Source organism: Shewanella sp. WXL01, from assembly GCF_012263345.1.
Lineage (GTDB): Bacteria > Pseudomonadota > Gammaproteobacteria > Enterobacterales > Shewanellaceae > Shewanella > Shewanella maritima.
Genome location: NZ_JAAIKQ010000001.1, coordinates 1,072,309 through 1,097,427 on the forward strand (window position 1 = coordinate 1,072,309; position 25,119 = coordinate 1,097,427).

General features: G+C 43.1%; 18 protein-coding genes and 2 pseudogenes. 12 read left to right on the forward strand and 8 right to left on the reverse strand.

Translation table 11 applies throughout. From position 1 onward, the window contains the following. Positions 1 to 67 precede the first annotated feature (67 nt). Both G3R49_RS04620 and G3R49_RS04625 read left to right on the forward strand, forming a co-directional pair. Entirely contained in the window at positions 68 to 373 is a 306-nt protein-coding gene (locus G3R49_RS04620) for a hypothetical protein (protein ID WP_167868767.1), read from the forward strand. Between the two features lie 156 nt (positions 374 to 529). After that, positions 530 to 1,174: a cob(I)yrinic acid a,c-diamide adenosyltransferase gene (locus G3R49_RS04625; RefSeq protein WP_167868768.1), complete on the forward strand. Its 645-nt coding sequence runs from the start codon at positions 530 to 532 to the stop codon at positions 1,172 to 1,174. On the opposite strand, the gene G3R49_RS04630 is transcribed toward G3R49_RS04625, so the two are convergent. After that, on the reverse strand, positions 1,175 to 1,630 hold the full coding sequence (locus tag G3R49_RS04630; RefSeq protein WP_167868769.1) for an N-acetyltransferase: 456 nt from the start codon (positions 1,628 to 1,630) through the stop codon (positions 1,175 to 1,177). It abuts the gene before it with no gap. A 243-nt stretch (positions 1,631 to 1,873) separates the two neighbouring features. Next, positions 1,874 to 2,632 (reverse strand): oxidative stress defense protein, encoded by a 759-nt coding sequence (locus G3R49_RS04635; protein ID WP_167868770.1) that lies wholly within the window; start codon positions 2,630 to 2,632, stop codon positions 1,874 to 1,876. A 252-nt stretch (positions 2,633 to 2,884) separates the two neighbouring features. Here G3R49_RS04635 and G3R49_RS04640 point away from each other — a divergent pair, with 252 nt between their 5' ends. Then, entirely contained in the window at positions 2,885 to 4,054 is a 1,170-nt protein-coding gene (locus G3R49_RS04640; protein ID WP_167868771.1) for an alkane 1-monooxygenase, read from the forward strand. A gap of 69 nt (positions 4,055 to 4,123) precedes the next feature. Here the strand turns inward: G3R49_RS04640 and G3R49_RS04645 are convergent, their stop codons facing one another. The 6 genes from G3R49_RS04645 to G3R49_RS04670 all read right to left on the reverse strand — a co-directional run bounded on the left by G3R49_RS04645 (position 4,124) and on the right by G3R49_RS04670 (position 10,282). Continuing rightward, positions 4,124 to 5,194, reverse strand: coding sequence for a 2-dehydropantoate 2-reductase (locus G3R49_RS04645; RefSeq protein ID WP_167868772.1), 1,071 nt, complete (start codon positions 5,192 to 5,194; stop codon positions 4,124 to 4,126). A gap of 30 nt (positions 5,195 to 5,224) precedes the next feature. After that, positions 5,225 to 6,967: a GGDEF domain-containing protein gene (locus G3R49_RS04650; protein ID WP_167868773.1), complete on the reverse strand. Its 1,743-nt coding sequence runs from the start codon at positions 6,965 to 6,967 to the stop codon at positions 5,225 to 5,227. 18 nt (positions 6,968 to 6,985) lie between these two features. After that, positions 6,986 to 7,261, reverse strand: coding sequence for a hypothetical protein (locus G3R49_RS04655; protein WP_167868774.1), 276 nt, complete (start codon positions 7,259 to 7,261; stop codon positions 6,986 to 6,988). A gap of 108 nt (positions 7,262 to 7,369) precedes the next feature. Further along, on the reverse strand, positions 7,370 to 8,179 hold the full coding sequence (locus tag G3R49_RS04660; RefSeq protein ID WP_167868775.1) for an SAM-dependent methyltransferase: 810 nt from the start codon (positions 8,177 to 8,179) through the stop codon (positions 7,370 to 7,372). A gap of 74 nt (positions 8,180 to 8,253) precedes the next feature. Further along, complete coding sequence (locus tag G3R49_RS04665) at positions 8,254 to 8,784, reverse strand: GNAT family N-acetyltransferase (protein WP_167868776.1); 531 nt, start codon at positions 8,782 to 8,784, stop codon at positions 8,254 to 8,256. A 7-nt stretch (positions 8,785 to 8,791) separates the two neighbouring features. Then, entirely contained in the window at positions 8,792 to 10,282 is a 1,491-nt protein-coding gene (locus G3R49_RS04670; RefSeq protein ID WP_167868777.1) for a pepsin-like aspartic protease, read from the reverse strand. 341 nt (positions 10,283 to 10,623) lie between these two features. On the opposite strand from G3R49_RS04670, the gene G3R49_RS04675 reads away from it, so the two are divergent. From G3R49_RS04675 to G3R49_RS04715, 9 genes and pseudogenes are all read left to right on the forward strand, one after another. Then, the gene (locus tag G3R49_RS04675; RefSeq protein ID WP_130598045.1) at positions 10,624 to 11,190 is read left to right on the forward strand and encodes a phosphoribosyltransferase; all 567 of its coding nucleotides are present in this window, start codon (positions 10,624 to 10,626) and stop codon (positions 11,188 to 11,190) included. 113 nt (positions 11,191 to 11,303) lie between these two features. Next, on the forward strand, positions 11,304 to 13,286 hold the full coding sequence (locus G3R49_RS04680) for a U32 family peptidase (protein WP_167868778.1): 1,983 nt from the start codon (positions 11,304 to 11,306) through the stop codon (positions 13,284 to 13,286). 272 nt (positions 13,287 to 13,558) lie between these two features. After that, complete coding sequence (locus tag G3R49_RS04685) at positions 13,559 to 14,248, forward strand: hypothetical protein (RefSeq protein WP_130598043.1); 690 nt, start codon at positions 13,559 to 13,561, stop codon at positions 14,246 to 14,248. Positions 14,249 to 14,581: 333 nt separating this feature from the next. Continuing rightward, on the forward strand, positions 14,582 to 21,817 hold the full coding sequence (locus tag G3R49_RS04690; protein ID WP_167868779.1) for a SpvB/TcaC N-terminal domain-containing protein: 7,236 nt from the start codon (positions 14,582 to 14,584) through the stop codon (positions 21,815 to 21,817). A gap of 20 nt (positions 21,818 to 21,837) precedes the next feature. Next, complete coding sequence (locus tag G3R49_RS04695) at positions 21,838 to 22,224, forward strand: hypothetical protein (protein ID WP_167868780.1); 387 nt, start codon at positions 21,838 to 21,840, stop codon at positions 22,222 to 22,224. A gap of 97 nt (positions 22,225 to 22,321) precedes the next feature. Continuing rightward, positions 22,322 to 22,471 (forward strand): annotated as a pseudogene (locus G3R49_RS04700) (transposase); the annotation flags it as partial. A gap of 166 nt (positions 22,472 to 22,637) precedes the next feature. Beyond that, positions 22,638 to 22,919, forward strand: a pseudogene (locus tag G3R49_RS04705) (transposase); the annotation flags it as partial. A gap of 92 nt (positions 22,920 to 23,011) precedes the next feature. Next, a complete protein-coding gene (locus tag G3R49_RS04710; protein WP_167868781.1) occupies positions 23,012 to 23,989 on the forward strand; it encodes a transposase in 978 nt (325 codons plus the stop codon). A 238-nt stretch (positions 23,990 to 24,227) separates the two neighbouring features. Beyond that, entirely contained in the window at positions 24,228 to 24,590 is a 363-nt protein-coding gene (locus G3R49_RS04715) for a hypothetical protein (RefSeq protein ID WP_167868782.1), read from the forward strand. The last annotated feature ends 529 nt before the right edge of the window (positions 24,591 to 25,119 follow it).

The following is a 25,119-nucleotide window of genomic DNA, read 5'->3' on the forward strand; positions in this document are numbered from 1 at the left end:
TCGTGTCGAGGCTCAAACTTTAATTAGCAAATGGATATTGTTTAATTCCAGCCTAGGAGCAGCATAAATGGATTTAGCGAAACAAATGCAATTAGCCTTAACAATAGTGCTTGCATTGTTAGTTATTGTATATGGCGCGTTTTGGAAGTTCGCCCGTGACGAAGTGTATTTTTTGTGTGGCAATTTTCATATTGGGGTGAGTGAGCGCAGTGTACTTAGGCAGCTCGATACGGCTGAGTTGTCACGCTATTCAATTGTGCCTACTGATACCGGCAGTACCATTACTTTTAGCAGCCCAATTAACTTTTCGTTTTATCAATGTGTGATCAATCTAGATGTTCACGGACAGGTGAAGCAAGCACAGTTTATTTAACCGTAAGTTAAGTAAAAGGCTGTTTATCTGAAAACTTGTATAGCTTGCCATCAGTTACCGTACGTAATGATGAATCGTTAACGAATGTCCTTGCTGCGAGTGTGTGCTAGCGCTAGTATCGGCCTCATTCGCTTATCTTTTCTCGCATTTTATTCCATGTCTAATACAGTCACTCACCAATCTAGTTCGCTGTCTGCTGCTGAAAAACAAAAACTGGCTAAACAAACACAGCGTCATCAGCAGATTAAAAAGCAAGTTAGGCAGAAATCTGCACTTGCAACCCAAGACTGCCACCGCGTGGTGTTGCTTACAGGCAATGGTAAAGGCAAAACCAGCTCGGGCTTTGGCATGGTGTTTAGGGCATTAGGCCATGGGCAAACCTGCGCTGTGGTGCAGTTTTTAAAAGGTGATGCCCAGTGCGGAGAGCGTAATTTGCTCGAGCAATTGGGCGTTAAAGTGATCACTATGAATACAGGCTGCTCGTTTAAGGATGGTTACTGCGCCGAGCATGAGCGAGTCCGTGCTCAGCAAGTGTGGCAGCAAACTTTGCCACTACTTAACGATGCTAGGATCGACGTGCTACTGCTTGATGAGGTGACTTACACTCTGGCGCGCAAACACTTAGATGTGGATGACATGGTAGCTGCTATTCAAGCTCGCCCGGAAAATCAATCAGTTATTTTGACTGGCCGCGGCGCGCATAGAAAGCTTAAGCAAATCGCCGATACAGTCTCACAAGTCAACAATGTCAAACATGGTTTAGAGCAAGGATTGCAGGCCCGCAAGGGGATTGAGTATTAGCTAGAGCTCAATATAAAGCCTAAGCATGTCCTGATGTTGAATACCGTTTTCGAAAATTGGCTGGTCATAGTTATCAATAAAATGGTCTTTTATCACTGCATCGACACGAAAACCGCAGCGTTGATAATAGCTTAGTTGATGACCAAAGGTGCCAGTGCCAAGCTCCACGCGAGTAACACCTTTGGTTTTTAATTGCTCCAGTACAAACTTTAGTAACGCAGTGCCTATGCCAAGTTTTTGATGTTCAGGGGTAATACTGATATTCATAATCTCAACGCTATGCGCAGCCTTTTTAGCAACAATACATGCCCCAACAGCTGTTTCAGTGGTAGGCACATATGCCGCAAAGCAGAAACTCTGTTCATTTAAATAGCGTGCAATGCTGTTAACACATGGGTCGGCTTCGAGTAGTAATTCGGTGGGTAGGTCATTTGGACCAACTTCAATTAACTGCATGGTGGCTCGCGTTCCCAGTTCGTATGGTTAAGTGCGTATAGCTAAGTGTGTATGGTTAAGTGCGTATGCTTTAGAGCGCATTACTCAGTACACGTGACTCAGTTCATATAGCAGGGCACTTGGATTAAGGCATAGGTCTTACTATCGATAATTATAAAACAGCGGCGTAGATAATCTACGCCGCTGTTTTATAGGTTGAAGACTTGGTTAAATCTACTTGGTTCGTACGGGTTAGTTAACCAATTAATCCTGCAAACGAAATATCGCTTCAATGGTATCGGTAATGGCGATTTGTCCTTGCTGATAGCTTTGGTTGATTGCCCCTGCATCTGCCATTGCGCGCATTTCTGTGTGACGCTTAGGGACTTGATAGTCGTGATAACGCACTTGCCATACTCCTTGTACCTGAGTGCCAAAACTCTTGGCGATAGCTTGTGCTTTTTCGCGGGCATCTTTAATCGCTAACTCACGTGCTTGTTGCTTGTATTGCGCCTCTTTGCTCGACTTAAGATTGATTTGATTTACATGGTTAATACCTTGCTCAAGCGCGCTATCTAGTAGCTCATTTAGTATATTTAAGTCTCGCACAGTCACTGTGATATCACGGTGCGCCTCGTAACCTGTAAGTTGCCTGCCATTTTCTTTGTCGTAATGATATTGGGCGCGCAAGTTTAGGTTAGCGCTAGCAATATCATTGGTAGCAATTTGGGCTTGCTTGAGTTTGCTGACAAAGGCGGCAACCGCTTTGTCTGATTCAGCCTTAGCTTGTTTGGCATTAGCCGCTTCAACACGCACTGCAACAACAATTTCAGCCATATCTGGTGATACTAAAATCTCGCTACTACCCACAGTTTCAAGGTGAGGAAACTCTGGCGCACTGGCATTTGCCGCGTTTGAGAACAAAAAGCATGAGCTAATAAGCAACGCAACAGCACCAATTTGACCTGCTAGGCGAGAAGGCTGGCGAGACGGCTTTTGAGACAGTTTTTGAGATAGCTTCATAAAATACTCCAAAGAAATAATGTGTAGCTAGTTTGCGTAAACTAACGACTGTTGTATGTGAAAGTTAATCCTATAAACGCAGCAAACCTGAAAAGGGGTTAAAAAATTTAAAATTATTTTTGAGGCTATGATTTAACTGTTGCTAAAGTAAACGAAGCAGTCATATTAGATACTAGGTTGGTGGTAATCGTGGCTTAACAGTTAAGGCAAGATATCAGTCACAATCAATAAGCGTGCGAAAAGGATAACAAGATGGCGATATGGCATTACTTAAAGTTTATGACCATTCACTTAATGGGCTTGTATGCCGTGGTAGTGATCACCCTAGGGCAGGAGTACATAGTCTATGGCTATCTATTATGGACGATATTCTACATCGGCGGTGATGGCATCTTGGGCGATGACACCAGTACGCCTGAGTATAAGTATCCTAAGTTGCTGACCTGGCAATTATGGCTGGCCCTGCCGCTGCTTTGTTTAATTACCTTTGTGTTTTGCTGGCACTTCGCGCCAACCGATATTGCTAACTATGGCTATATTGTTGAGCAGCTAACGGGCTATAACGCCAATGCTGCTAAGAGTGCGACACCTTGGTATGCCAACCTCGTATTATGTGTGTTTGTTGGCTTTGTCATTGGTGTGATTGGTACTGTGACAGGCCATGAGTTAATCCATCGACTAAATGACAAAATATCGCTCACCATTGGCCGCTGGCTACTTGCATTTAGCTTTGATGCGAACTTCTCGATTGAGCATGTGTTTGGCCATCATAGACATGTGAGTACCGACATCGACCCTGCCTCAGCCCCAAGAGGGCGTAATGTTTATCAGCATATTTGGCGCTCTACCATTGATGGCAATATCAGTGCCTGGCGTATAGAGCAGCATAGATTAGCTAAGCGTAAGCAAGCTTTATTCTCCGTTCATAATCAAGCGTTGCGTGGCTATGCCATGAGTCTATTGCTAGTTGTTATTGTCAGTATGCTGACGAGTTGGCAAGGCTTAGCTTTTTTCGTCATTACAGCCTTGTGGGCGAAAGCCACGTTGGAGATTGTTAATTACATGGAGCACTATGGACTGGTGCGTGAGCGCGGTACTCGAGTGCAAGCCTATCACTCCTGGAATACCAATAAGCTGGTTAGCTCATGGTCGTTGTTTAACTTAACCCGTCACTCGCATCATCACGCTAAAGCTCAGGTTAAGTATCAAGACTTAAAACCCTACCAAGATGCGCCAATGATGATCAGCGGTTATCTGTTTACTGTAACCATCGCGATGATCCCGCCACTGTGGCACAAGCTGATGATCCCCAAGCTAAAGGCGTGGGATTGTGAATTTGCATCTGAGGCTGAAAAGGTACTGGCTGATAAAGCCAATCAGCAAACAGGGATGGCAGCTTATATGGCGATGCACGCTAGTTAATGGTTAATGGTTAACGCGCTCCAGCAAGTGATTCATCAGCTTATATCTAAGCTTCTATCTCTACTTTGTCTAAGCTCGCACCTCAACCAAAACTGCTTCAATACTCACTGTTTGTCCTTGCTCTAGCTGACCAATAGCACGGCTTATTGCTGCATTGGCAGGCGTGGCGATGCCATGTTGTTTACCCAAATCCGCAACAGCACCATTTAGAAATTCAATCTCAGTTTTGCGTCCATCTTGAATGTCTTGCCACATAGACGAGCGGGCACTTGGGTCTATATCGAGCATTTGTTTTGCTACACGGGTAAATAAAAAGTCGGGTAAACGCAAAATGCGGGGTAACCATGTTGGTTTTACTTTAGTCAGTTGCGCAATCGGCAACTTGGCTGCGGCGCAGATATCCAACCATTCTTGCATCGCACTGGCGAGCAGCTTGCGATATGGCTTGTGCTCAAGTTGAGTTTTTAGCGGTAAGTCACTAATGGCGTTGATGGCATTATTGAGGTTTAGCAGCAATTTCCCGTGGATGATTGCGTTAATGTCATCACTTGTTTGCGCAGAGTTTAACTGCTCCAGCGCAGTAGTAACCGCTGTTAACTGAGGGTGTTTGGCAAATAAAAATATGCCCTCAGTCGCTTGATGGTATACACCGTTAGCCTTGGTTATCACGTTGAACTGAGTAATACCTTGCACACATGGGCGAGGGATTAGTTGCTCAGCAATTTGCTGCTGACTGCCTAAGCCATTTTGCATGAACACCATGCAGGTTTGTTGATGGCTGATGGCAACTAAGTCTTCAGCAACCAGTGGTAAGTGGTGGCATTTTAGAGTGATAAAAATGATGTCGAATAACTCATTAGCTTCAGAGGCACGAGTAATTACGTTGTCTACTTGTACTCTGTCGGTCTCGCCATTGTAATGGCTTAAACCAATGCCGCCGTTTTCAGTAATTAGTCTCTTGGTGTAGTCACGACCAATAACAGTGACGTTAAATCCTGCCTGCGATAACTTACCAGCTAGATAACAACCAGTGGCACCTGCGCCAAACACGGCTATTCGTAGCGGTGATGTTGGCTCACTCGCTTGGGCGGTAGATGCAGCATTTGGATTTGTATTGTTATTGCTATTGAGCTGGGGCATTGAGCGCACCTTTATTATCTACACAAAATGTTAGGTGTTGGCATCAGTGTTAAATTGGCACACCTTATTACGCCCAGATGTTTTAGCTTGATACATCGCCGCATCCGCATCTGCAATAAGCTTATCGAGCGATGAGCCTGACGAGCTAAAGTCACTGACGCCAAAACTGCCGCTAATGTTGAAGCTAAAACTAGTTTCTTGCGTGCTAATTTGGGTGAGCTTTTCACGGTATTCTTCAGCTATCGCTGCCGCATCTTCTTTGGTGCAGTTAGGTAAGAACAAACAGAATTCTTCACCACCAATACGGGCGAAAATATCTTGTTTGCGCACCATAGGCTTACAGTGCTGCGCCACTTGTTTTAGCACCCAGTCACCGGTTTTGTGGCCGTAGGTGTCATTGATGGACTTAAACTTATCCAGGTCGAACAAAATACAGCTACCCGATTGCGAGTACTTAAGGCATTTGGCAATCGCGCGGTTCGCTTCTTGAGTGAAGTGGCGGCGGTTGAACAGGCCGGTTAAACCGTCATTCTGTGCCAGATGGCGCAACTTAGCCTGAGTCGTTTTACTGCGATAAGCGAAAATCGACAGCAGTGAAATCGCGAGGATGAGTAGGGCGATAAACAGGCGGTTATTCTCAGCCTGAACCTTGTCGTATTTCTGTTTTAGTAACAGCAGGTTATTCTGCTGGCTTAAATACTCGATGTGACTGCGCTGCTCGGCAGCTCGATGTTGTGCCAGCTGGAACGCAAGGTGCTTGGTTTTAATATCGTCCAAATAGGCTTTGTCAGCCTCTGCGTATTGTTTGAAGAACTTCAATGCTGCTTCGGTGTCACCACGCTGCTCAGCCAAACTATAAAGCACTTGATTGGCGATAACTTTTGATTCGGAACTGCCGAGTGTTTTGGCATAGCTTAGAGTTTTTAATGCGAAACTCTCTGCTGTTTCATTGTTGTTTAAAGCGAAATGAACTTGAGAAAACAAGCTATATGCATATGCCAAGATTGGAGCATACTGAGTTGACTCAAACAATGACTGATGTTTTTCAAGTTTGGACTTAGCCGCTAAATAATCATTTGATTTAATGTACACATCGGCTTCGATAATATATATGCCGCTCAACAACACTGGTTCATTTGCTTTTTCACACGATTTTATAGCGGAACCAACGAGTTCAGTGTCTTGGTTTAGTGAGCCTAGTTTGAACCTTGACTCGACCATGTGCTGAAGAGCAAAACAGTGCTCTCTTCCACTTTCAACTGACAAAGTCAGCTTTTCTGCATAGTCAAGACCGAGCTCGTATTGTCCTAGCTGATTATAGAAAACGCTGTTGACCAGCAGCCCCATATCAAGCAGTTCTTTTTTATCTATAGCTATCATTGCTTGCTGAGACTGAAGCAGGTGCTTGAGTCCTTTATTCCAATTTTTAGAAATTGCGTAAATGTTCACTAGTGAAAGGTTTGCTCGATAAACAACTTCTTTTGGAAAATGCGCTTGGTTAACGATATTCTCGTAAATGCTTATAGCCTCTTTGAAATCACCTTCAAACGACTTTTGATAAGCAAGTAGATATTGATAGTATCCAAGTTGTGCGGGAGTTAGCTGTAAATGGCTTTGTTCTAATTCTGTTAGGATACTTTTGAATTCTTCTGGATTGCTACTTCGAATTTTATCTGCTTTTTCTAGCAAATTATCCAAGTAATTAGCATTTAAGTTTGTCGACAAGCTAAAGGCGAAGATAAATATCGACATTTTTAACAACTTACTGAACATATTTATCTTCGCTCTTGATTATGCTTGCAATAAAAGAGATGAGGTTTCGGAGTCAGGTTTCGTTTCTGACTCTTTATCATCCTTTGGCTTGTCGTCTTTTGCTGGAACCATCATGCATACCACATCTGCACATACATCTAGCTCATCGTGTAGCGCTTGCGTATCTTGGTTAATCAGTGCTTGCTTTTGCTCCGCTGAGATTTCAGCTTGAGCAATTTCTTGAGCCAGTTGCTGCGCATCTTGTAGCTGAGCATCTTGACCCATACGCTCTAAAAGTTGAATGATATTTGACATCTTATCTCCTTAATTTTTATTGCAAATCCTACTAGTACTTTGCAAATGTCGTTGGTTTACTATTAAGTTCTTGCTATCTAACTTTAAATATCCCAGTTAGCTAGCCTTTTATTCTGTTACAGCCTCAGCTTGGGCGAGGAGCTCAGCTTCTAGCAGTTCTATTCGTGCAAGCATATCCGTGTTTTGTTGCAGCTTTTCGCTTGGCGGTATAACTAGCGTTGTGTGCTGGTGGACCTGCGCTTTAGCTAGTTCGCCTAACGTCACCGTTTGCTGGCGTACTTTATCGATAGGTAATACCGCCGCTTCATACAAAATTACTTCATGCTGTGCAGGGTAGGTTTCTAGCAGCAATTCGACTAGAAGCTGCCTATGAGCACAGCCAGTTTTAAAGCGGCCTAGAGACATGTCTCCAGCCACACCTACTTGCCATAAAATTAAATAGGCCGATGGGTCGAGCTGACGGCGATAAAACATAAACTGGCTGGCTTCGTATTGCTGGCATCCTACCCGACCTGGATCTATGCCAAGATCTGCAAATAAGCAGTCTTCGGCAGATATACCGGGTAGCATTTTGGCATCAAAGCCTTCTTTTTTAGCTTGTGCAATCGCGACATGGGGGGCTTTGGCAAATACGCCTGGGTGACCGTAAAATGCACCGACAACATTTTTACCAAGGCGAACTTGCTCTAGCATGGCATCGACCCATTGTTGATAGGTTGTGTTACGTGATTTTCCTTGTTGATAGTATTTCTGTAAGTCGCGCACGTCATGGTGCATTTCTTGTAACCATAGGCCAACGATGGCATTAGACACGCCAGAAAACACCACATCTGCATTATCGATATAGCTTTTGCTAATTGGGCTAATGTGGGCACCTAGTGTCATGCCAAGGCCGACGCAGGTTAGACTTCCTTTCATTGTAATAGCGCCTAAGGTTACTGGTTTGTTGGTTTTTTTACGTTAAGTTAACAGTTTGTGCGGCGTATGGGCAGTTAAAAATGCCATTTTTCAGCCTCTAGATAATAAATGAGCGATTTTTGCACTGTATTGTCACCGTTATCGGTATTGCGTGCTGATTCATAAGTAAAATTTAATCGTTCGAGAATTCGTTTTGTTGCAAGGTTGGTGGCATTGAACTCTGCATATATTCGCTTGAAATCTAGGCATTTAAACCCATAAGAGACTATAGCTTTCGATGCGGCAATAGTGTGGCCTTTGTTATTTGCCGATTGAAGCAACATTATTCCAGCTTCTGCATGTTCTGGAATCGAGTTTCTCTGTTCCAAACTCTGCAATCCAATGGCTTTACCTTGATGCTCAATGACCCACATCCAGTAACGGTAGTCTTGGTCATGGGTTCGAGTTAGCGCCAACTCGAAAGTGTTAGCCAATTGCTCAGCATCAAATGGTGCACAAATTTTACGCATGGTTTTCTCATCGCCATAGAGTGAGGCAAATAGCGCAAAGTCATCTTTGCTTAACAGGCGCATCTTGAGTTGTGGGGTGGCAAAGTTTAATTGCATCTGTTTGCTAGGCCTCTACTTGCGGTAATACGCCATGTGGCGGTTTTTGCTCGGCGAAGCGAATTACTCCTGTGCCATGTTCTTCGCGGTCAAAAATCACATAGTAATTATTGAGTAGCGGCAAGCCGACCAGGGTTTGGTTGGCCCAGCTTGCAAGTTTGCCAATTATTTTGAAACACGCTTTGCCTTTGGCTGGCGCGTTTACCTGCCAGTAGTCATGTGGCTTGCAGGTGAGCATCATAGGCTCTGGGTTATCTGGGTCGTGGTGATGGTCATCATGGTGATCGTTGTGAGGCGTACCGTCACACTCGCTATGCCCTGCAAATACAAAGGTAATATCTGGCCAGAGCGTTAGATCTAGCTCGCTGGCATCAATGCCAACATCTTGGTAAGTCAAATCGACAAAAGGGGCAATTAAGTTTAAGTAATCTTGCACGGGTAAACCTGCTGCTTGTCGCTGCTGCTTTAGTTCAGCCAGATTACGCTTAAAGCCTTCAAATAACACGTCGGTCAGCATTATGCCGCTAACGCCAGTATCGACAATGGCATTCGTTAAAAAGTAGTCGTATTGGGGTTTTAATGGCGCAGCTTCAATCATGTCGAAGTCGCCAACTTTTATGCCAAGCAAGGTGACGTTGTAGTGCACGTCGTGCTCTACTTTAATATGTTGAAATTCGCCTTGATACAGCTGGGTTTGCTCTTTACCGCCGCCGAGAATTAACCAGCCTTGGTTGAGTGGATCTTGCTTTAATTGTTCTGTAGTTGGGTTGTCAGTGGCATGGTGAATACTGCTGCGCTGAGAATAAAAAGCAAACTTGTTAGCACACAAACCTTGAGTTTCTAATTCGGTAAAGTAGGGGATGATGTCTTGCTCTGGTTGCTCTCGAAGAAATGCTTTAAAGCGAGCCAGATCGTTGCTACTAAAGGCATCGTCACATTGCGCTGCTTCGACTTGTGCGTTGGCATTATTGCTTTGCTCTTGCTTCTGTTCATGGGCTATCTGGATTTCGCTATGTTCATGCGGGCAAACAGAGCCAGGTTCGGCAAATGGCCAGGGGTAGGTGACAGCCGGGTCGTGACCTTCTTCGGTAAGGTACTCGGTTAAGTCATAGCCTGGGTTAAGTTGGCGATATGCGAGCCCCAAAATACCATTGGCCTGAGCAAAGGTTTTACGCTGCTCCATGATTGAGACTATGGCTAATGGGCATTGCTCAAGGGTGATGGAGAACACATTGTTACTTATGGTGACATCAGTGTGTACCAAAGGGCCATCCCAACCGCCTAGGCCATATTTAACCGCTTGTGCGTATGGCGTTGCGGTTAAACTCGTGTCGTTTTCGGGTTTGTAGGCGAGTTGACCGACAACTAGGGTGCTACTGCCTGTATCCACAATCAGGTTTACCGGCGTTTTCTCGCTACCAATTTCAAATGTAACGCAGTAGCCGCCCTTGGCATAAATATTAACCAAGGGTAAGGCTAATGGGTGAGAGTTACTCATGTTTGCAATCCAGTGCTTTTTATTTTTGTCCCGTGTTAGTTCTGCCGAGCATTATTCGATAATTCTCAGTATTGCTGGCTAACACATTGCCGCTGTTGGCATTCGCGCTTTACTCAAGCTTTGTCTAATCTACACTAACGGCACGATATCTCGATAAGTTTTTAGCTTATTTCACCTGAAAGTACTAGGGAAGTATTAGTAGCTTGGGCTAGCCAAAATTCGATTAATCAACTATTGCAATCCAGCCTCGACAATTTTTGCGCTTTTTTGATGTAAGCAGGCAGCAAAAGTCGCTGATTTGATATAGAATTCGCCGCACAAAAATTAGAGGGGGTTCACCAATGTCAGATAAATTATATATTAGCGCTCAGCAGCTACTTGAAGACTCGTTCAAAGTCGCTGCTCAAGTATATGAAAGTGGCTTTAGACCGCAGTTTATTGTGGGTATTTGGCGTGGTGGTGCTCCAATTGGTATCGCGGTACAAGAGTATTTTGACTTTAAACAAGTTGAGACTGACCACATTGCTGTGCGTACCTCTTCTTACTATGGTATTGGTACCGACAAGCAAGATAAAAATATTAAAGTACATGGCCTGCATTACATTATTGAAAATGCTAACGCTGACGACGGTTTATTGATTGTTGATGACGTGTTCGACTCAGGCCGCAGTGTTGATGCGCTGATTAAAAAGCTAAACAAGTTTATGCGCTTAAACACGCCTAAAGATATTCGTATTGCTTGCCCTTACTACAAGCCAAAGAACACCAAGGTAGATTTGAAGCCTGATTACTTCATTCATGAGTCTGAAGAATGGCTAGTGTTCCCGCATGAAGTGTCTGGTTTAACGCCGGATGAAATTGCTAACGGCAAGTCCGATTTAAAGAACATCCAAGATTTATTTATCTAAGCTGGGTATTTTTAACTCAGTTTTGTTAGAATAAGCTCAATTAGTTTTATTGATAAGAGTGCGTCAACAGTGGTGTTGGCGCACTTTTTTATCTTCTTGCGATGAATAACCCTATGGCTTCTGTAGAAACTTTTAACCCTGCAACATTCCAAACTCCTGCTCAGGAATCTCGCGAGCTAGTGTTGGATAACGCAAAAATTACGCCGGCAGCAGACGGCAGTAAACGTCAATTAGAATTGTTAGCTCCGGCGAAAAGTGCTGACTATGGTATTGAGGCGATCCGCCATGGTGCCGATGCAGTATACATTGGCGGCCCAGCTTTTGGCGCGCGCCATAATGCTGGTAACAGTGTTGAAGATATTGCGCGTTTATGTGCCTTTGCCCATCAGTATCACGCCCAAGTTTTTGTGGCGTTGAACACCATTTTAATGGATGACGAGTTAGATAAAGCGCAGCAGCTAATTTGGGATTTATATCATGCGGGTGTTGATGCGTTAATTATTCAGGACATGGGCGTATTGCAATTAGATTTGCCACCAATTGCGCTGCATGCCAGTACGCAAATGGATAACCGTACTCCTGAAAAGTCGGTGTTCTTAGAGCAAGTCGGCTTTACTCAGGTGGTGTTAGCTCGTGAGCTAAATCTGCCGCAGATTAAAGCCATTGCCGATAACACCAAGATGAAGCTTGAGTACTTTATTCATGGTGCGCTTTGTGTGAGCTACAGTGGGTTATGTAACTTGAGCCATGCGTTTTCTAACCGCAGTGCTAACCGTGGTGAGTGTTCGCAGCTATGTCGCCTGCCTTGTAATTTGGAAACCCGTGACGGTGAAGTGCTTGCTGAAAACCAGCACTTGTTATCGCTAAAAGATAATAACCAAACCGAAAACCTTGAAGCCTTAATTGATGTTGGTGTGACTTCATTCAAGATTGAAGGCCGCTTAAAAGATATTACTTACCTTAAAAACGTCACCGCACATTATCGTCAGCAGCTTGATGCGATTATCGATCGTCGTGATGACCTAGAGTCTATCTCTCATGGTCGCTGTGAGTTTAACTTCACGCCAGATCCTGACAAGAGCTTTAACCGCGGTAAAACAGACTACTTCGTCACTGAGCGTACCCAAACGATTGAGCACTTTAGCTCGCCTAAGTTTATTGGTGAGAAAATCGGCCGTATTAAGCGTATGGGCAAAGACTTTATTGAGATTGATACCACTGAAGCGGGTAAAGACATCACCTTTAATAATGGTGACGGCCTTTGTTACTTTGTTGAGCATTTTGAAAAGCAGCGCTTGTCTGACGATAAAATTGCTGGTCTAAGGGTGAATCGCGCTGATGGCAATGTGCTGCATTTCACTGAAATGCCAAAAGATTTAAAAGTCGGCGTGATGATGTTCCGTAACTTTGACCATAAGTTTGAGTTAGGGTTAAACAAAGAGTCAGCCAAGCGCAAAGTGGCAGTTGATGCATTGTTAACTGATACCGATAATGGCATCGCACTGACTATGCGTGACGTTCATGGCTTTGAAGCGACAGTAGAGTTAGAGTGTGACAAACAAGCCGCTAATGACCAGGCGAAAACCGCAGCTAACTTGAAAAAGCAATTGGGCAAGTTAGGTTCAACTGACTTTGTGCTTAATCAAGCCAAGCTCCAAACTGAGCAAATGTGGTTTATGCCAGCCTCGCAAGTGAATGAGCTGCGCCGCGAAGCCATTGAAAAGCTAACGCAGGTGCGTATTGACGGTTATCAGCGTCCAACGCGTGGTGAGTATGATGCGAGTGCCACTTACCCACAAAAGTCGCTGAGTTTCTTATCGAATGTTGCCAACGAAAAAGCTCGTAGCTTTTATGAGCAACATGGTGTGATTCAAATTGAAGACACCTATGAGAAAAATAAGATCCTCACCGATGCGCCGTTAATGGTGACTAAGCATTGCTTACGTTACAGCTTTAATTTATGCCCTAAAGAAGTTGAAGGCATTAAAGCTGAGCCGATGCACCTAGATATTGGCAAAGACAAGCTTAAGCTAGTGTTTGACTGCCAGAAGTGCGAAATGATGATTGTTGGCTCGAATCAGTTAGTTAAGCGTTAGTTATCGTTAAAACGATAAATGGGTTAAAAGAAAAAGCCGAATATGCCGCATCAGTGCTGCTCATATTCGGCTTTTTTGATTTTTGCTGTTGGCAACCGCTACAACTAAAGGTCATAAATTCTGCTAATATAGTGTTAAATAAAACAATTTTTATCCAATCCTGTTATTGATAGGATATACTGTTTAGATATTGGACTATCTTTTAGATAAACAATTGCACCTTTCGCGCAACTATCTTTGCGCCAAGTGAGCAATGATTTAGGGCATGGACGATGAATAAACCGACTCAGCTAGCACTGATTGGAGGGCTTATATTATTAAGCACTCCACTTGTTGTGAGCGCGGTTGATAAGTCTGTGCCAGTTAATCAAGCCCCTCAACAATCCCATGTTTTACCTGCCATTGGCTCTGGCGAGCAAGAAGATTTAGGCATGCCGCAAAACGTGCAGCAGCTAACTAAGTTCGCTAAGCAGTTCGGCTTTTTACCTCCGCAAGATTGGAAGCTGGCGTTTCATGAAATCTTAGGTGATATGTTTATGGCGGAGTTTATTCCTGCTAACGAATCACTTAACGACTGGAGCGGCATGGTGTGTATGCAAGGCTTTAAAGGTTTAGCGAATGATGTTGACCCTGAGCGCTTTTTAGACACCATGGCAGATAAATACCGCGACCATTGCGAGGGCGAGATTATCTACCACAAGCTTGGTGGATCAAAGGTTGATGACTTAACCGCTGTGCATGGCATTCTTGGCTGCACTGTCATGCCAAACATTCATCACGCCACACCATTTGCACCGCAAACTTTTTTAACCAAGCTCAAAGGTGAGATAGGCTACTTTACTGTGGTGAGCGGCAGTGAAGATATGTACCTGATCCACAAGTCGATGCGCACTAAAACCTTTACCGTTGAAAACGCGCCCATCACCGTTGAGAACTACCGCGAGTTTATGGCAAAGGATTAAGCTGTTTCCTCAACTTTCCTCTTTATATCTTCTTTTTTTGGGTTGTCAGTTTACCCCCCGATAGCAAGCTAAGCTTATCGATAGGTTAGTAGAATTTTATTTTTTCAATATTTTATAGGTTGTTTTGTTGCGTGTGAGTTGGTAATCGATCCTGCTTATTTTCAATTCTACTTATCAAAAAACTGTCTTGGTTACTGCATCGTTATTAAGAGATCTCATTCAAAGTGTTTTAGATACAATTAGATTGTTATGTTTCAATGTTGTTGCGGTGAACTTTATTCTTAAGTAAGGTATTCACGTTTATATGGATGTTTTTTGTTCAAGGAAGAATAAATGCCAGCTTTACTGCGTATGCATGCTGTTTATATAGCATTCAAGTTAACCTTTCTGCTGTTCTTTTTACCTGTTGAGTCTTTTGCTTTTTCTGGAGGTGGCTTTACTCCACCACCAGTATTGACTTTAAATGGCAGTAAAAGTGGAAGTAATGTTTTTCTTGAGTGGTCTATGTCGTGTGATGTTCATCAAGTGAACATTCAAGAGTCACTTAATGGGCAAACTTGGACGACGGTATATTCGGGTGTTGGTAATGCAAGTGGTGGTGGCATTATGAGTATGCAAGCCACAACAAGTAGTATTGGTGGATGCATTAACTGGGATCCTAATAGGCATGTTTATTTAAGCAATAAGGCGTTACCGAGTTATTCATATCGAATAAATGCGTGCTCCTTAGGCGGCTGTAGTGCGTACAGTCTAGTTAAGCAAGTAGGCGTGTCTGCCCCTCCAGTTCCATCAGGCATTTCTGTTCCTTCTACAAATTCGTCAGGTACTTACAGCGTTTCTTGGTCTGCATCTTCAGGTGCAACTGGGTATCAACTACAAAGACAGGTGAATAATGGCGCTTGGTCAGCAATATACTCAGGTAGTAACCGCTCATTCAAGTCGCAAGGAATGATGTCTGGAACCTATCGATATCGTGTTAGAGCATGTTCGACAAGCTGCAGTGCCTGGAAGACTTCATCGAGTTTTGATGTATCGATTTCTATTGGTGGGTCAAATTGGAAAGACTTTACTAAAGTTACAGTGCCGGATGACTATGGCTCAAATCAGCCTCCTTCAGAAAGTGTGAGTTTAAAAACCGCCGTCATGGATGGACAAGCAAGCGTTAGCGGTGGTCAAGCAAGTTATCAAATACCTATTCAATTACCCCCAGGGCGTAACGGAGTTCAACCACAAGTATCGCTGAGTTATAACTCTCAATCAGGCAATGGTATTGCTGGTGTCGGTTGGTCGTTGAATGCAGGCTCCTCAATTTCTCGCTGTGGTGCCACATTTGCTCAAGATGGATTCACACGCTCGGTAACATTTGATGATTCGACGGATCGACTTTGCTATAACGGTCACCGCCTTATAGCGGTATCAGGCACTTATGGTCAGAGTGGCACTACTTACCGAACTGAAATGGATAGCTTCGTAAAAGTCGTCCAAAGCTCTCACATTAATAGCTCCAGCAGCTACTTTACTGTGTACTACCCTGATGGTCATACGGCAACCTTTGGCAGAACCTCCAACAGTCGCTTTGTACCTGCCGGCTTATCAACACCGCTCACCTGGAAGATTTCTCAACAGTCTTATTCCAATGGTTCTAATACCATTGACTATGAATATGATAATTCAATTGTGGGTGAGCACCTTTTATCGAAAATTTATTATACGGGAACTTCTAATTCACTTGGTGCCAGAACCGTTCACTTTGAATATGAAGCAAGGCCCGATGAAAGTACAACCTTCCTATCTCGTGGTGCAATCAAAATTAAGCGCAGATTGAAATCGATTACATCGAAGTTAGGAAGCTTAGAGTCTGTATCAGAGTTTGTTCTCTCGTATAAGTCGAGCAAAGGGACAAACCGTAGCTTATTACAAAGTTACAAAAAGTGTGTAGATACTGAATTTGGTATAGAGTGCACACCTTCGGTTTCTCTGGGTTGGAAGGATAGTCGAAAGTGGGGAAGTGCTAGTGCATTATCTTTTAGTGGACAGAGAGTATTTCAAGATGCGAATGCAATAAGAGAAGTTATTCCAGTAGGGGATGTCAATGGTGACGGTGTTCTTGATTGGCCAGGTTACAATACGAACGCAGAAGCTGAGCTAACTTCTTATAATGATTCTACTTTCAGAGACTCTTGCCATTATTATCACGAAATTGCTACGTACAACTGCGTCAGTTTTGATTTAGATGCCGATGGCATTACTGACCCCTACAGGATAAGTAATGGCTTTTTAGAGGTTTATTTTTCACACACGGATGCAGGTTACCGTTCTACAAATATCCCACTTGCAAATGTTGGCACATCTAGAAGTGACAGACTTTATGACGCTAAGGATATCAATGGTGATGGCAGTATTGACCTTATTATTTACAGGTACGATGCGGTTTCACCAAGGTTAGAGTTATATACTCATAATCGGTCTTCAACTGCACCGTTTTATTCGAGCAAGCAAACTATTTTCACCTTTACGACTAAGCCACTTGGAAATGAAAGAGTTGCAACAAACTCTGTAACTTTTGTTGGTGACGTTGATGGAAATGGTTTGGAAGACTTGATGGTTAGCCAAGTCAACGTCGCACGTTTAGGCTCATTACCTGTCCCCAACCCTGCTAGATTTCTTTTAAACAACAGCCGCGGAAGCAGCATCGACTTCACTAGTTTCGAGGTCCCGGCAAGCATTGGAAATCCGAGTTTATCGGTTGATGGTGCGGCATCTATCTTTAATTACTTAATTGATATTAATGGGGACGCTCGCGCAGACTTCTTAACGTGGAGCAAGGGAGGTTTGTATGCTCGAATTAATCGAGGTGATGCTAGTTTTTTTGAACCAGTTTCATTGGGCGGTAGTGGGATATTGGAGTCCAGAACTTATGACACTTTAGTTTCAGCAAATCAGTTTGAGCCGTTTACAATTGAATACCCAAAATACTATGCAAGCTTGAGGGTGGCTGACGTTAATGGCGATGGCAATAATGAACTAGTATTTCCCGGAAAAAGAATTGTCCAAGCTTGTACTAAAGTATGGGATAACTGGGTATACGGTAAAGCCGGGCCAGTTGAGAAGACTCTCTGTGGCGATGATATTTACGGCACATATCACCCTTCTAGAGCAGAGTTCCCTACTGCGCCTATTGATGCCAACAAACATGATGACTCGATTTACCAATATGACGCAATATATTTTGACGTTAACTCCGAGTCCGATATATCAATTAGTAAGAAGAGTACTCAAATTGTAGGCTCGGCGACGGAGTTTGCGCTAACTGACGCATTTGGTGATGGTAATCTCGATGCTATTTTTATCTATGCAGAAAGAGGGCGAAACTGGATTAAGAATAAAAGCTCGAGCCCGTTTGGAAGTGATTTTGGCGCGTATATCGTTCGAAACTATGGTTCTGGTTCGGGGTATTCAGAAAGTGATTACGCACCTTCAGATTATCTCGGGTCTATAACCGATGGTTTTGGCAGTCGTAGTGAGTGGCGTTATCTTCCGCTATCGACCGGAAAAAGCGGCGCAGGGCAGGATAAATTGTACCAAACCGACCATGACTATGTCGGCGACGGCTATATTCACTTCGCATCAAGCATGTATGTCGTTCAGTCCTTCAAACAGTCAAATGGTCAGGGTGGAACCAACGAAACTCAATATGCTTACAAAGGGGCTATGTACAACCTTCAAGGGCTAGGGTTTACAGGGTTTAATCAGATCTGGGAAAAAGACATGCAACGGGGAAAAACCGTGCATTCTACGTTTAAACAAAAGTTTCCAGAAATCGGCTTACTGACTAAGCAAACCGTAAAAGTAGGCTCAAGACTAATTTCTCAAACTGACAACACATGGAAGGATAACCCTGCTCATAATGTTTCTGGAGTAGAAAGTCGTTACTTACATAAATCCATAAACCAAACATGGGATTTAAATGGGGTTAGGTTAGCTAAAACACAAACTGTGGTGAATGATGCCGACATTGACGCCTATTCAAATATTGAGCGCAGGACGAAATACCATTGGGATTATATTGGCACACAAAGCATTCGCTATGTTTCTGTTGAGTTAGCCGATTACGTTCCAAGTGAGTCCAATTGGTGGATTAACAAATATAACTGGAAGAAAATCTGGTACGGCAAGGTTATCCGCAATTGGTCTGATGATCCATTTACTGGAAGTGATGTTTCCAGTTGGCAGACAACAACTGTTAATACCTGGGACTCAACCCATCGTAAACCCACTAAAACAACGGTTACTGCGAGCGGAATCGGTAGTAGTTGCAATCGTGTTGAAGAATTAAGCCTAAACACATACGGCATGCCTAATTGGGTACAAGTGACTGGTCGCTCAAGCTCATGTGGTTCGCTGCCAGTCAGAAAAACACAATTTACCTACACTAAAAACGGCACAAGTGCAGCATCTGACGGTTATCTGCCTTTTGTGGTCACTAATGCAAAAGGCCATAAAGCCACAACGCATTACGATATGGGGCTTGGGCTACCCGTTAAGGTGATAGACCCAAACAACTTGGTCACAACCACTCAGTATGATGGGGCTGGTCGTCCAATTGAGGTTGCATCAACTGGCAAGCCTACGCAATATTTACGTTACCTTTGGGCGAACGAAGGTGATAATCAACCATTTACGGTAAATACCGCCAAGACTGTCGTAAGGGTGACTGCAGCTGGGCAGCCTACAACTGAAAAGTATGCTGACAGTTTAGGCCGTGAAGTTCGTATTGCGACTCAAGGGTTTGATGGGGGATACCAATATGTCGATAAACACTATGATGCGCTAGGGAGGTTAACAAAGGAGTCAACACCATATGGAAATGGAAGCAGCGCCGAATATACCCAGTATTTTAATTTTGATGCGCTGGATAGACCCGGCTCACGAAGCATACCTAACGGTACTTCTGGTGGTTTGACATCGGTTTATACTTATTATGGCACTAGAACAGACATAGACGTTGAAGGTCGCTCAATGTCACGCACCTATGGCGCAGGCGGTTTGTTGTATGAAACCGTTGACGCAAAAGGCGGAACAAATCGCTTCTCCTATGATGGTGCTAAGCGGCCGCTGGTTATCCAAGACGCTAACAAACAAAATATAATCGCCAGCTACAACGGTTTTGGTCATAAAACAAAAGTCATAGACCCTAACCAAGGCACCACGTTATTTGGATACAACACCTTTGGTGAGCTAGATAAACAAACCGATGCAAATGGTGTGGTACAAACATTTACATTTGACCAACTTGGTCGTATTTCGGTAAAGAAAGTCACAGGTGGCAACGCTGCTGATACGTCAACTTACACTTGGGATACGGTCAAAAAAGGCTTGCTGACATCAGAAAAAAATGCAGATGTAACACGCACCTATGGCTACAACACGCGCAGCCAATTAACCAGTATGACAGTTAGCGTGAATGGTATTAGTCATACGATTAAGCATCAATATGATGGTTTCTATGGTCGCCCTAAAGCATTGGAGTACCCAAATGGGCTGACGCTTAAATACGGTTATAACGACTTTGGTTATTTGGAAAGCACATCAAATGCCGCATCGGGTTACGTGTATCGTCATATCACCAATATGAATGAGCAAGGCCACATCACAGGCGCGCAACTTGGCAACCAGGTGATGACGCAAACCAACCTATACAACCCAGAAGGCACCTTAAATTACACTAAAGTTGATACCGCACTCGGCTTAATCCATGCTCATTACTACGATGAGTATGACAGCTTTATGAATATTAAAGATGAGCATAACGGTGTGACAGGGTTAAGGAAGCAATATAGCTATGACACATTAAATCGCTTAACAACCTACACGTTTAGTAATAACAACCCAACCTATACTGCGACGGTAAACTATGACTATGACAGTGTGGGTAACTTCCTAAAGAAAACCGACTACAGTGCCAACATTGCAAACGCATACCGTTACGGCGTTGATACAGGGTGTTCATCTAGCCAAAATGCCGGGCCAAACGCAATTTGTAGGCTAACAAAGCTCAACGGCAGCAACGTGAGTTTCCAATACGATAAGCGAGGAAACCTGCTGACAGGTGATGGCTTGAGCCTTGTTTATAACGAAATGGACAAGCCGATATCTATTAATCGCTCCGGTACGACAACAACGTTTAGGTACGGCAGTGACGGGATGCGTGTTAAGCAGACACGCAGCTCAGATAAAGTGACAACCTATTACGTCGATAAGCTATATGAGGCAGATAACGATGGTAGCTGGCGTGCATACATTGAAGACGTTGCAGTATTAAGTTACACCCCGAGTCGTAAGCATCTACTGCAATACACCTTACGAGACCGTTTAGGCAGTGCCACAACACTCGCAAACCATACTGGCGATATCGTTACGCAACGCTATTTTGACCCGTTTGGCCGAACAGCGAATATGGGAGTGAGTCACCGTAGTGATATTCTTAACAAGAATACTGATAAATCTAGGCATGGTGATTTAGACATAACCAATCGTTATCGTCGTGGCTTCACCGATCATGAACATATGAATGAGCAGCAGCTTATTCATATGAACGGTCGGGTGTACGATTACAACATTGGCCGCTTCTTGTCAGTTGACCCGTTTATACAATCACCTACATCTACGCAGTCGCCTAACCCTTATTCCTACATCATGAATAACCCGTTAGCGGGAACGGATCCGACAGGGTATGTGGCGGAGGAGCCAGAGCTAGAGAAAATTGAATACACCAAAAAAACGGAAAAGGTTGCTGTAACGGGTTCTAGGATTAAGAGAGAGGTAACGTCTTCAGTGTCCGGAACTGCAACATATTCTAATGGAGCTACACAAACGTTTACTGCAGACTTCAGTGGCGGAAAACTTTCTAGTGCAAGTGTTAGCGAGATTTCTAATGCTGGCAGCTTAAAGCAAGTTGCCGCTAAGCAAGAGAGCCTAAGTGATACTAGTGTCGATTACGCACAACAAGCTTTAGATTTTTATGAATCAATAGATGCAGGAAATCTTCTTTCTAGTGCCTCTACGGCCGGAGCTGCGGCGGATCTAGCTTTTAGCGGCAACTCGTTAGTATCGACTAAAGGTGCAGCAACGGCATTATTTGCAACTGGAGTGACCATGAATGAGTGGACAACTGTTAGAGGGGCTTCGCAATCTGCTGGCTCTTATAGTTTAAATAATATAGGGGTTATGGGAAAAATAATTGGCGGTGTAACTGGTTCGGCAATTTTAGGACATTCATTTGTGTCAAATTTCTATAATGCTAATCAGGGGCATATTTCTTATTCAGAGGGGATTACAAAGTTCTTCTTTGATGCTTCAGCTATAAAAGTTGGAACTAGCTCCCCATATGGACTAGCAGTGGCGACAGTTTATGGGGTAGTCGATATGAATTATAGTAATGATAAAAATATTACAGGGATCATTCAGCTCAAGCGGGATGTTGTTAAGCACTTTGAAAATAGGTATGAACAACCAAAAAATCAGCTGCCTTACACTCAAAATCCGTACAATTTATTTCCAAGATTTTAATTATAATGGAGGTTGTGGGAATGTTATTTAGTGTGTTTAGGGTTTTCGTTAGGGGAACTTATATTGGGCATCAATTATCATGGGGGAAAAACAAGGCTATGTTTTTCACTCGGATAAATATCGGTTTAATATTGGCAATAATCACGTTGCCATTGAGTGTATATGTAAGCGTTGGTGCTTTTAATAATTTATCTCTGATTGTTGGGATTGTGCCAGTTGTTAGTGGGGTTTTATACATTATGGTGTCCAATAAATGGATGGCAGACGAGTCTCTCTACCCTGATGCACAGAAAATGAATGTTACCAATATAAAAAGGGAGAAGTTTTATTCTAATTTGATTTACTTTTTTGTGTCGGTGTTATTTATTATTTTATCTTGGTGGGTGGCCTATGTACACCATAAATAAAAATAAGGCAATATTATGGGTATGCATGGTTATTGAATATTGTAAAACACTAAACTACGCTTATTGAAGTTGCTTTTTAATTGAAAAGGATTTCAAGATGGCAAGGCCGAGGAAGACGTTGGTGAGTTTAGAAAATACGCCTTACTACCACTGTGTATCACGTGTGGTGCGTAAGGCATTTTTGTGTGGATTCGATAAATCTACAGGTGATGCCTATGAACATCGCAGAGAATGGGTTGAGTCTCGGGCAAAGTAAGGTGCCACCCATTGCTAATGGCAGTAATATAACCATCTTTACATACAGCCCCATTTTTGGGCTTTTTTGATAAAATATGGCCACCCATAGTTATTGAATATTAAAAACACTAAACTACGCTTATTGAACTCGCTTTTTTACTGAAAAGGATTTCCAGATGGCAAGGCCGAGAAGGACATTGGTGAGCCTAGAAGATACGCCTTACTACCACTGTGTATCACGTGTGGTACGTAACGCGTTTTTGTGTGGGTATGATAAATCCACAGGTGATGACTATGAACATCGCAGAGAGTGGGTTGAATCTCGTATTCTTGAGTTATCAACCATTTTTGTCATTGATATTTGTGCCTATACTGTGATGTCTAATCATCTGCATGTTGTGCTTAAAGTTGATACGGATAAAGCCAAAAATTGGAGCGACAAACAAGTTCTTGAGCAATAAAGATAACATGGCCACCCATAGTTATTGAATATTCGCAAGCGCTAAACTACGCTTATTGAACTCGCTTTTTTACTGAAAAGGATTTCAAGATGGCAAGGCCGAGAAGGACGTTGGTGAGTTTAGAAGATACGCCTTGCTACCACTGTGTATCACGTGTGGTGCGTAAGGCGTTTTTGTGTGGGTATGATAAATCCACTGGTGACGACTATGAGCATCGTAGAGAATGGGTAGAGTCTCGCATGCTTGAGCTAGCGCCCATCTTTGCCATTGATATTTGTGCTTATGCCGTGATGTCGAATCATCTGCATGTTGTACTAAAAGTTGATGTAGATAAAGCCAAAAGCTGGAGCAACAAGCAAGTCCTTGAGCAATGGCACAAAGGTTTTAAAGGTACCTTGCTTACTCGCAAGTTCGTTAACGGCGATAAGCTTGAAAGCTTTGAGCTAACAACAGTGAAAGAGTGCATAGCTCAATACCGAGAACGACTCACCGACATTAGCTGGTTTATGCGCTCCTTGTGTGAACCCATTGCTCGTAAAGCCAATCGAGAAGATAACTGTACTGGGAGATTCTGGGAAGGAAGGTTCAAGTCTCAAGCATTACTCGATGAAGCTGCTTTACTTGCTTGTATGGCTTATGTAGACCTAAATCCTGTTAGGGCTAATATGGCAGCTACGCCCGAACAGTCAGACTTCACCAGTATTCAAAGGCGTATCAAGTCGGCAATTAAAGGTGAGCAACCTCAAGAATTGCTGGCGTTTGTTGGTAATGAGCGAATGAATATGCCAAATGGTTTGTTGTTTAGCGTCAAAGACTACTTGTGCCTAGTTGAAGATACTGGCCGGGTAATGAGAGAAGATAAACGTGGTGCGATTAGCGGCAGTACGTTACACATCATCAACAGACTCAATATTCCAGAAGACAATTGGTTAAAAATAAGTACAGAGTTTGAAGTCTTATTCAAAGGAGCGGTTGGCAATTTACCTGCTCTTACTCAGTACTGCGAACACACTCACCGAAAACGACGGCAAGGTGTTGCTAATTGCCAGCGCTGGTTAGCAACCTAGAGTCAATCCCAAATATTTAGCTAAAGTACAAACTCTTATGCGGACTTTTAGTTTGCAGTGTCAGCGTGTCTGAAAAATAAGAAAGTAGGTCGTTTTTTGCTCAGACCAATTCATAAACTTGGTTTATTGCTAGATGGAGTGCGAGGTTGGAGATGACTGACACTTCGATGTGAAATGAAGTATCTTAAGTTTTAATAATGGGTGTCAGGTGATAGTTCTAATCGAGAGGCAATTAAATATGCACTATCTTCGTAGCTTTATTATTGGTGGCTATGCATATTACAGAAATAAAAAGTTTGAGCATGGTAAGGCGGTGACCATGTTAATGCTACCTGTTATTGGCTTGCCCACATTGATTTTGATAGGTATAGGGCTTTATTTATTTCAAGAACTGTCATTTTATATTGATAATTATGCACTTGAGCTAATATTAGTGTTTTTGATAGCCAGTACTTTGGGAACGTATAAGATGGAAAGGTTTTTAGATGTATATAAGGGTGAGGAAGTTTTAACAAGACTGTCAAAAGAAATTCGTATTCATAGTGTGATTGTTTACACCCTGATAGCTGTAAATTTTTGCATTTGGTACTTTCTGAGGTAGCAAATGGTATTTAGCATTTTTTAGCAATTAGCGAGACACCCATAGTTAAAAATATTTAGTCTATCAGTTAAAGTGATTACAAACCCCGTATTTGCGGGCTTTGTTGTTTCTGACCTAGGCTTTGTTTGAGCATTAAAAGGAGGTCACGATGTCGCGTCCTCATAGAACTCTAATTAGCCTTGAACTGTTGTTAATGAGATAGTCCCTGTTGTCATTGGTACAGCCGCGCGATTCGGTGCGCATTCAATAGTTTGCGTTGATAACCAATACGCAGGTAACAAATATGACCACAGGCGTGGTTGGGTTTAATCACTTATTTTCGAACTCATTGGGGGGATTTGCGAGTGACCTAGCCTGTGTTACCACAGCAGCCGTTTTGTTTTTTATCGCGTAGTAATTAGTCAAAAGTGTCATGATTGGTTATAGAATCTAGTTATTTCAAGAAACCATAGTTAATCAGCTAATTATTATGAATCTAGCTCATCATCAGCTATTATCTACAACAGTTTCAGCGGCTTTACAGCAACTC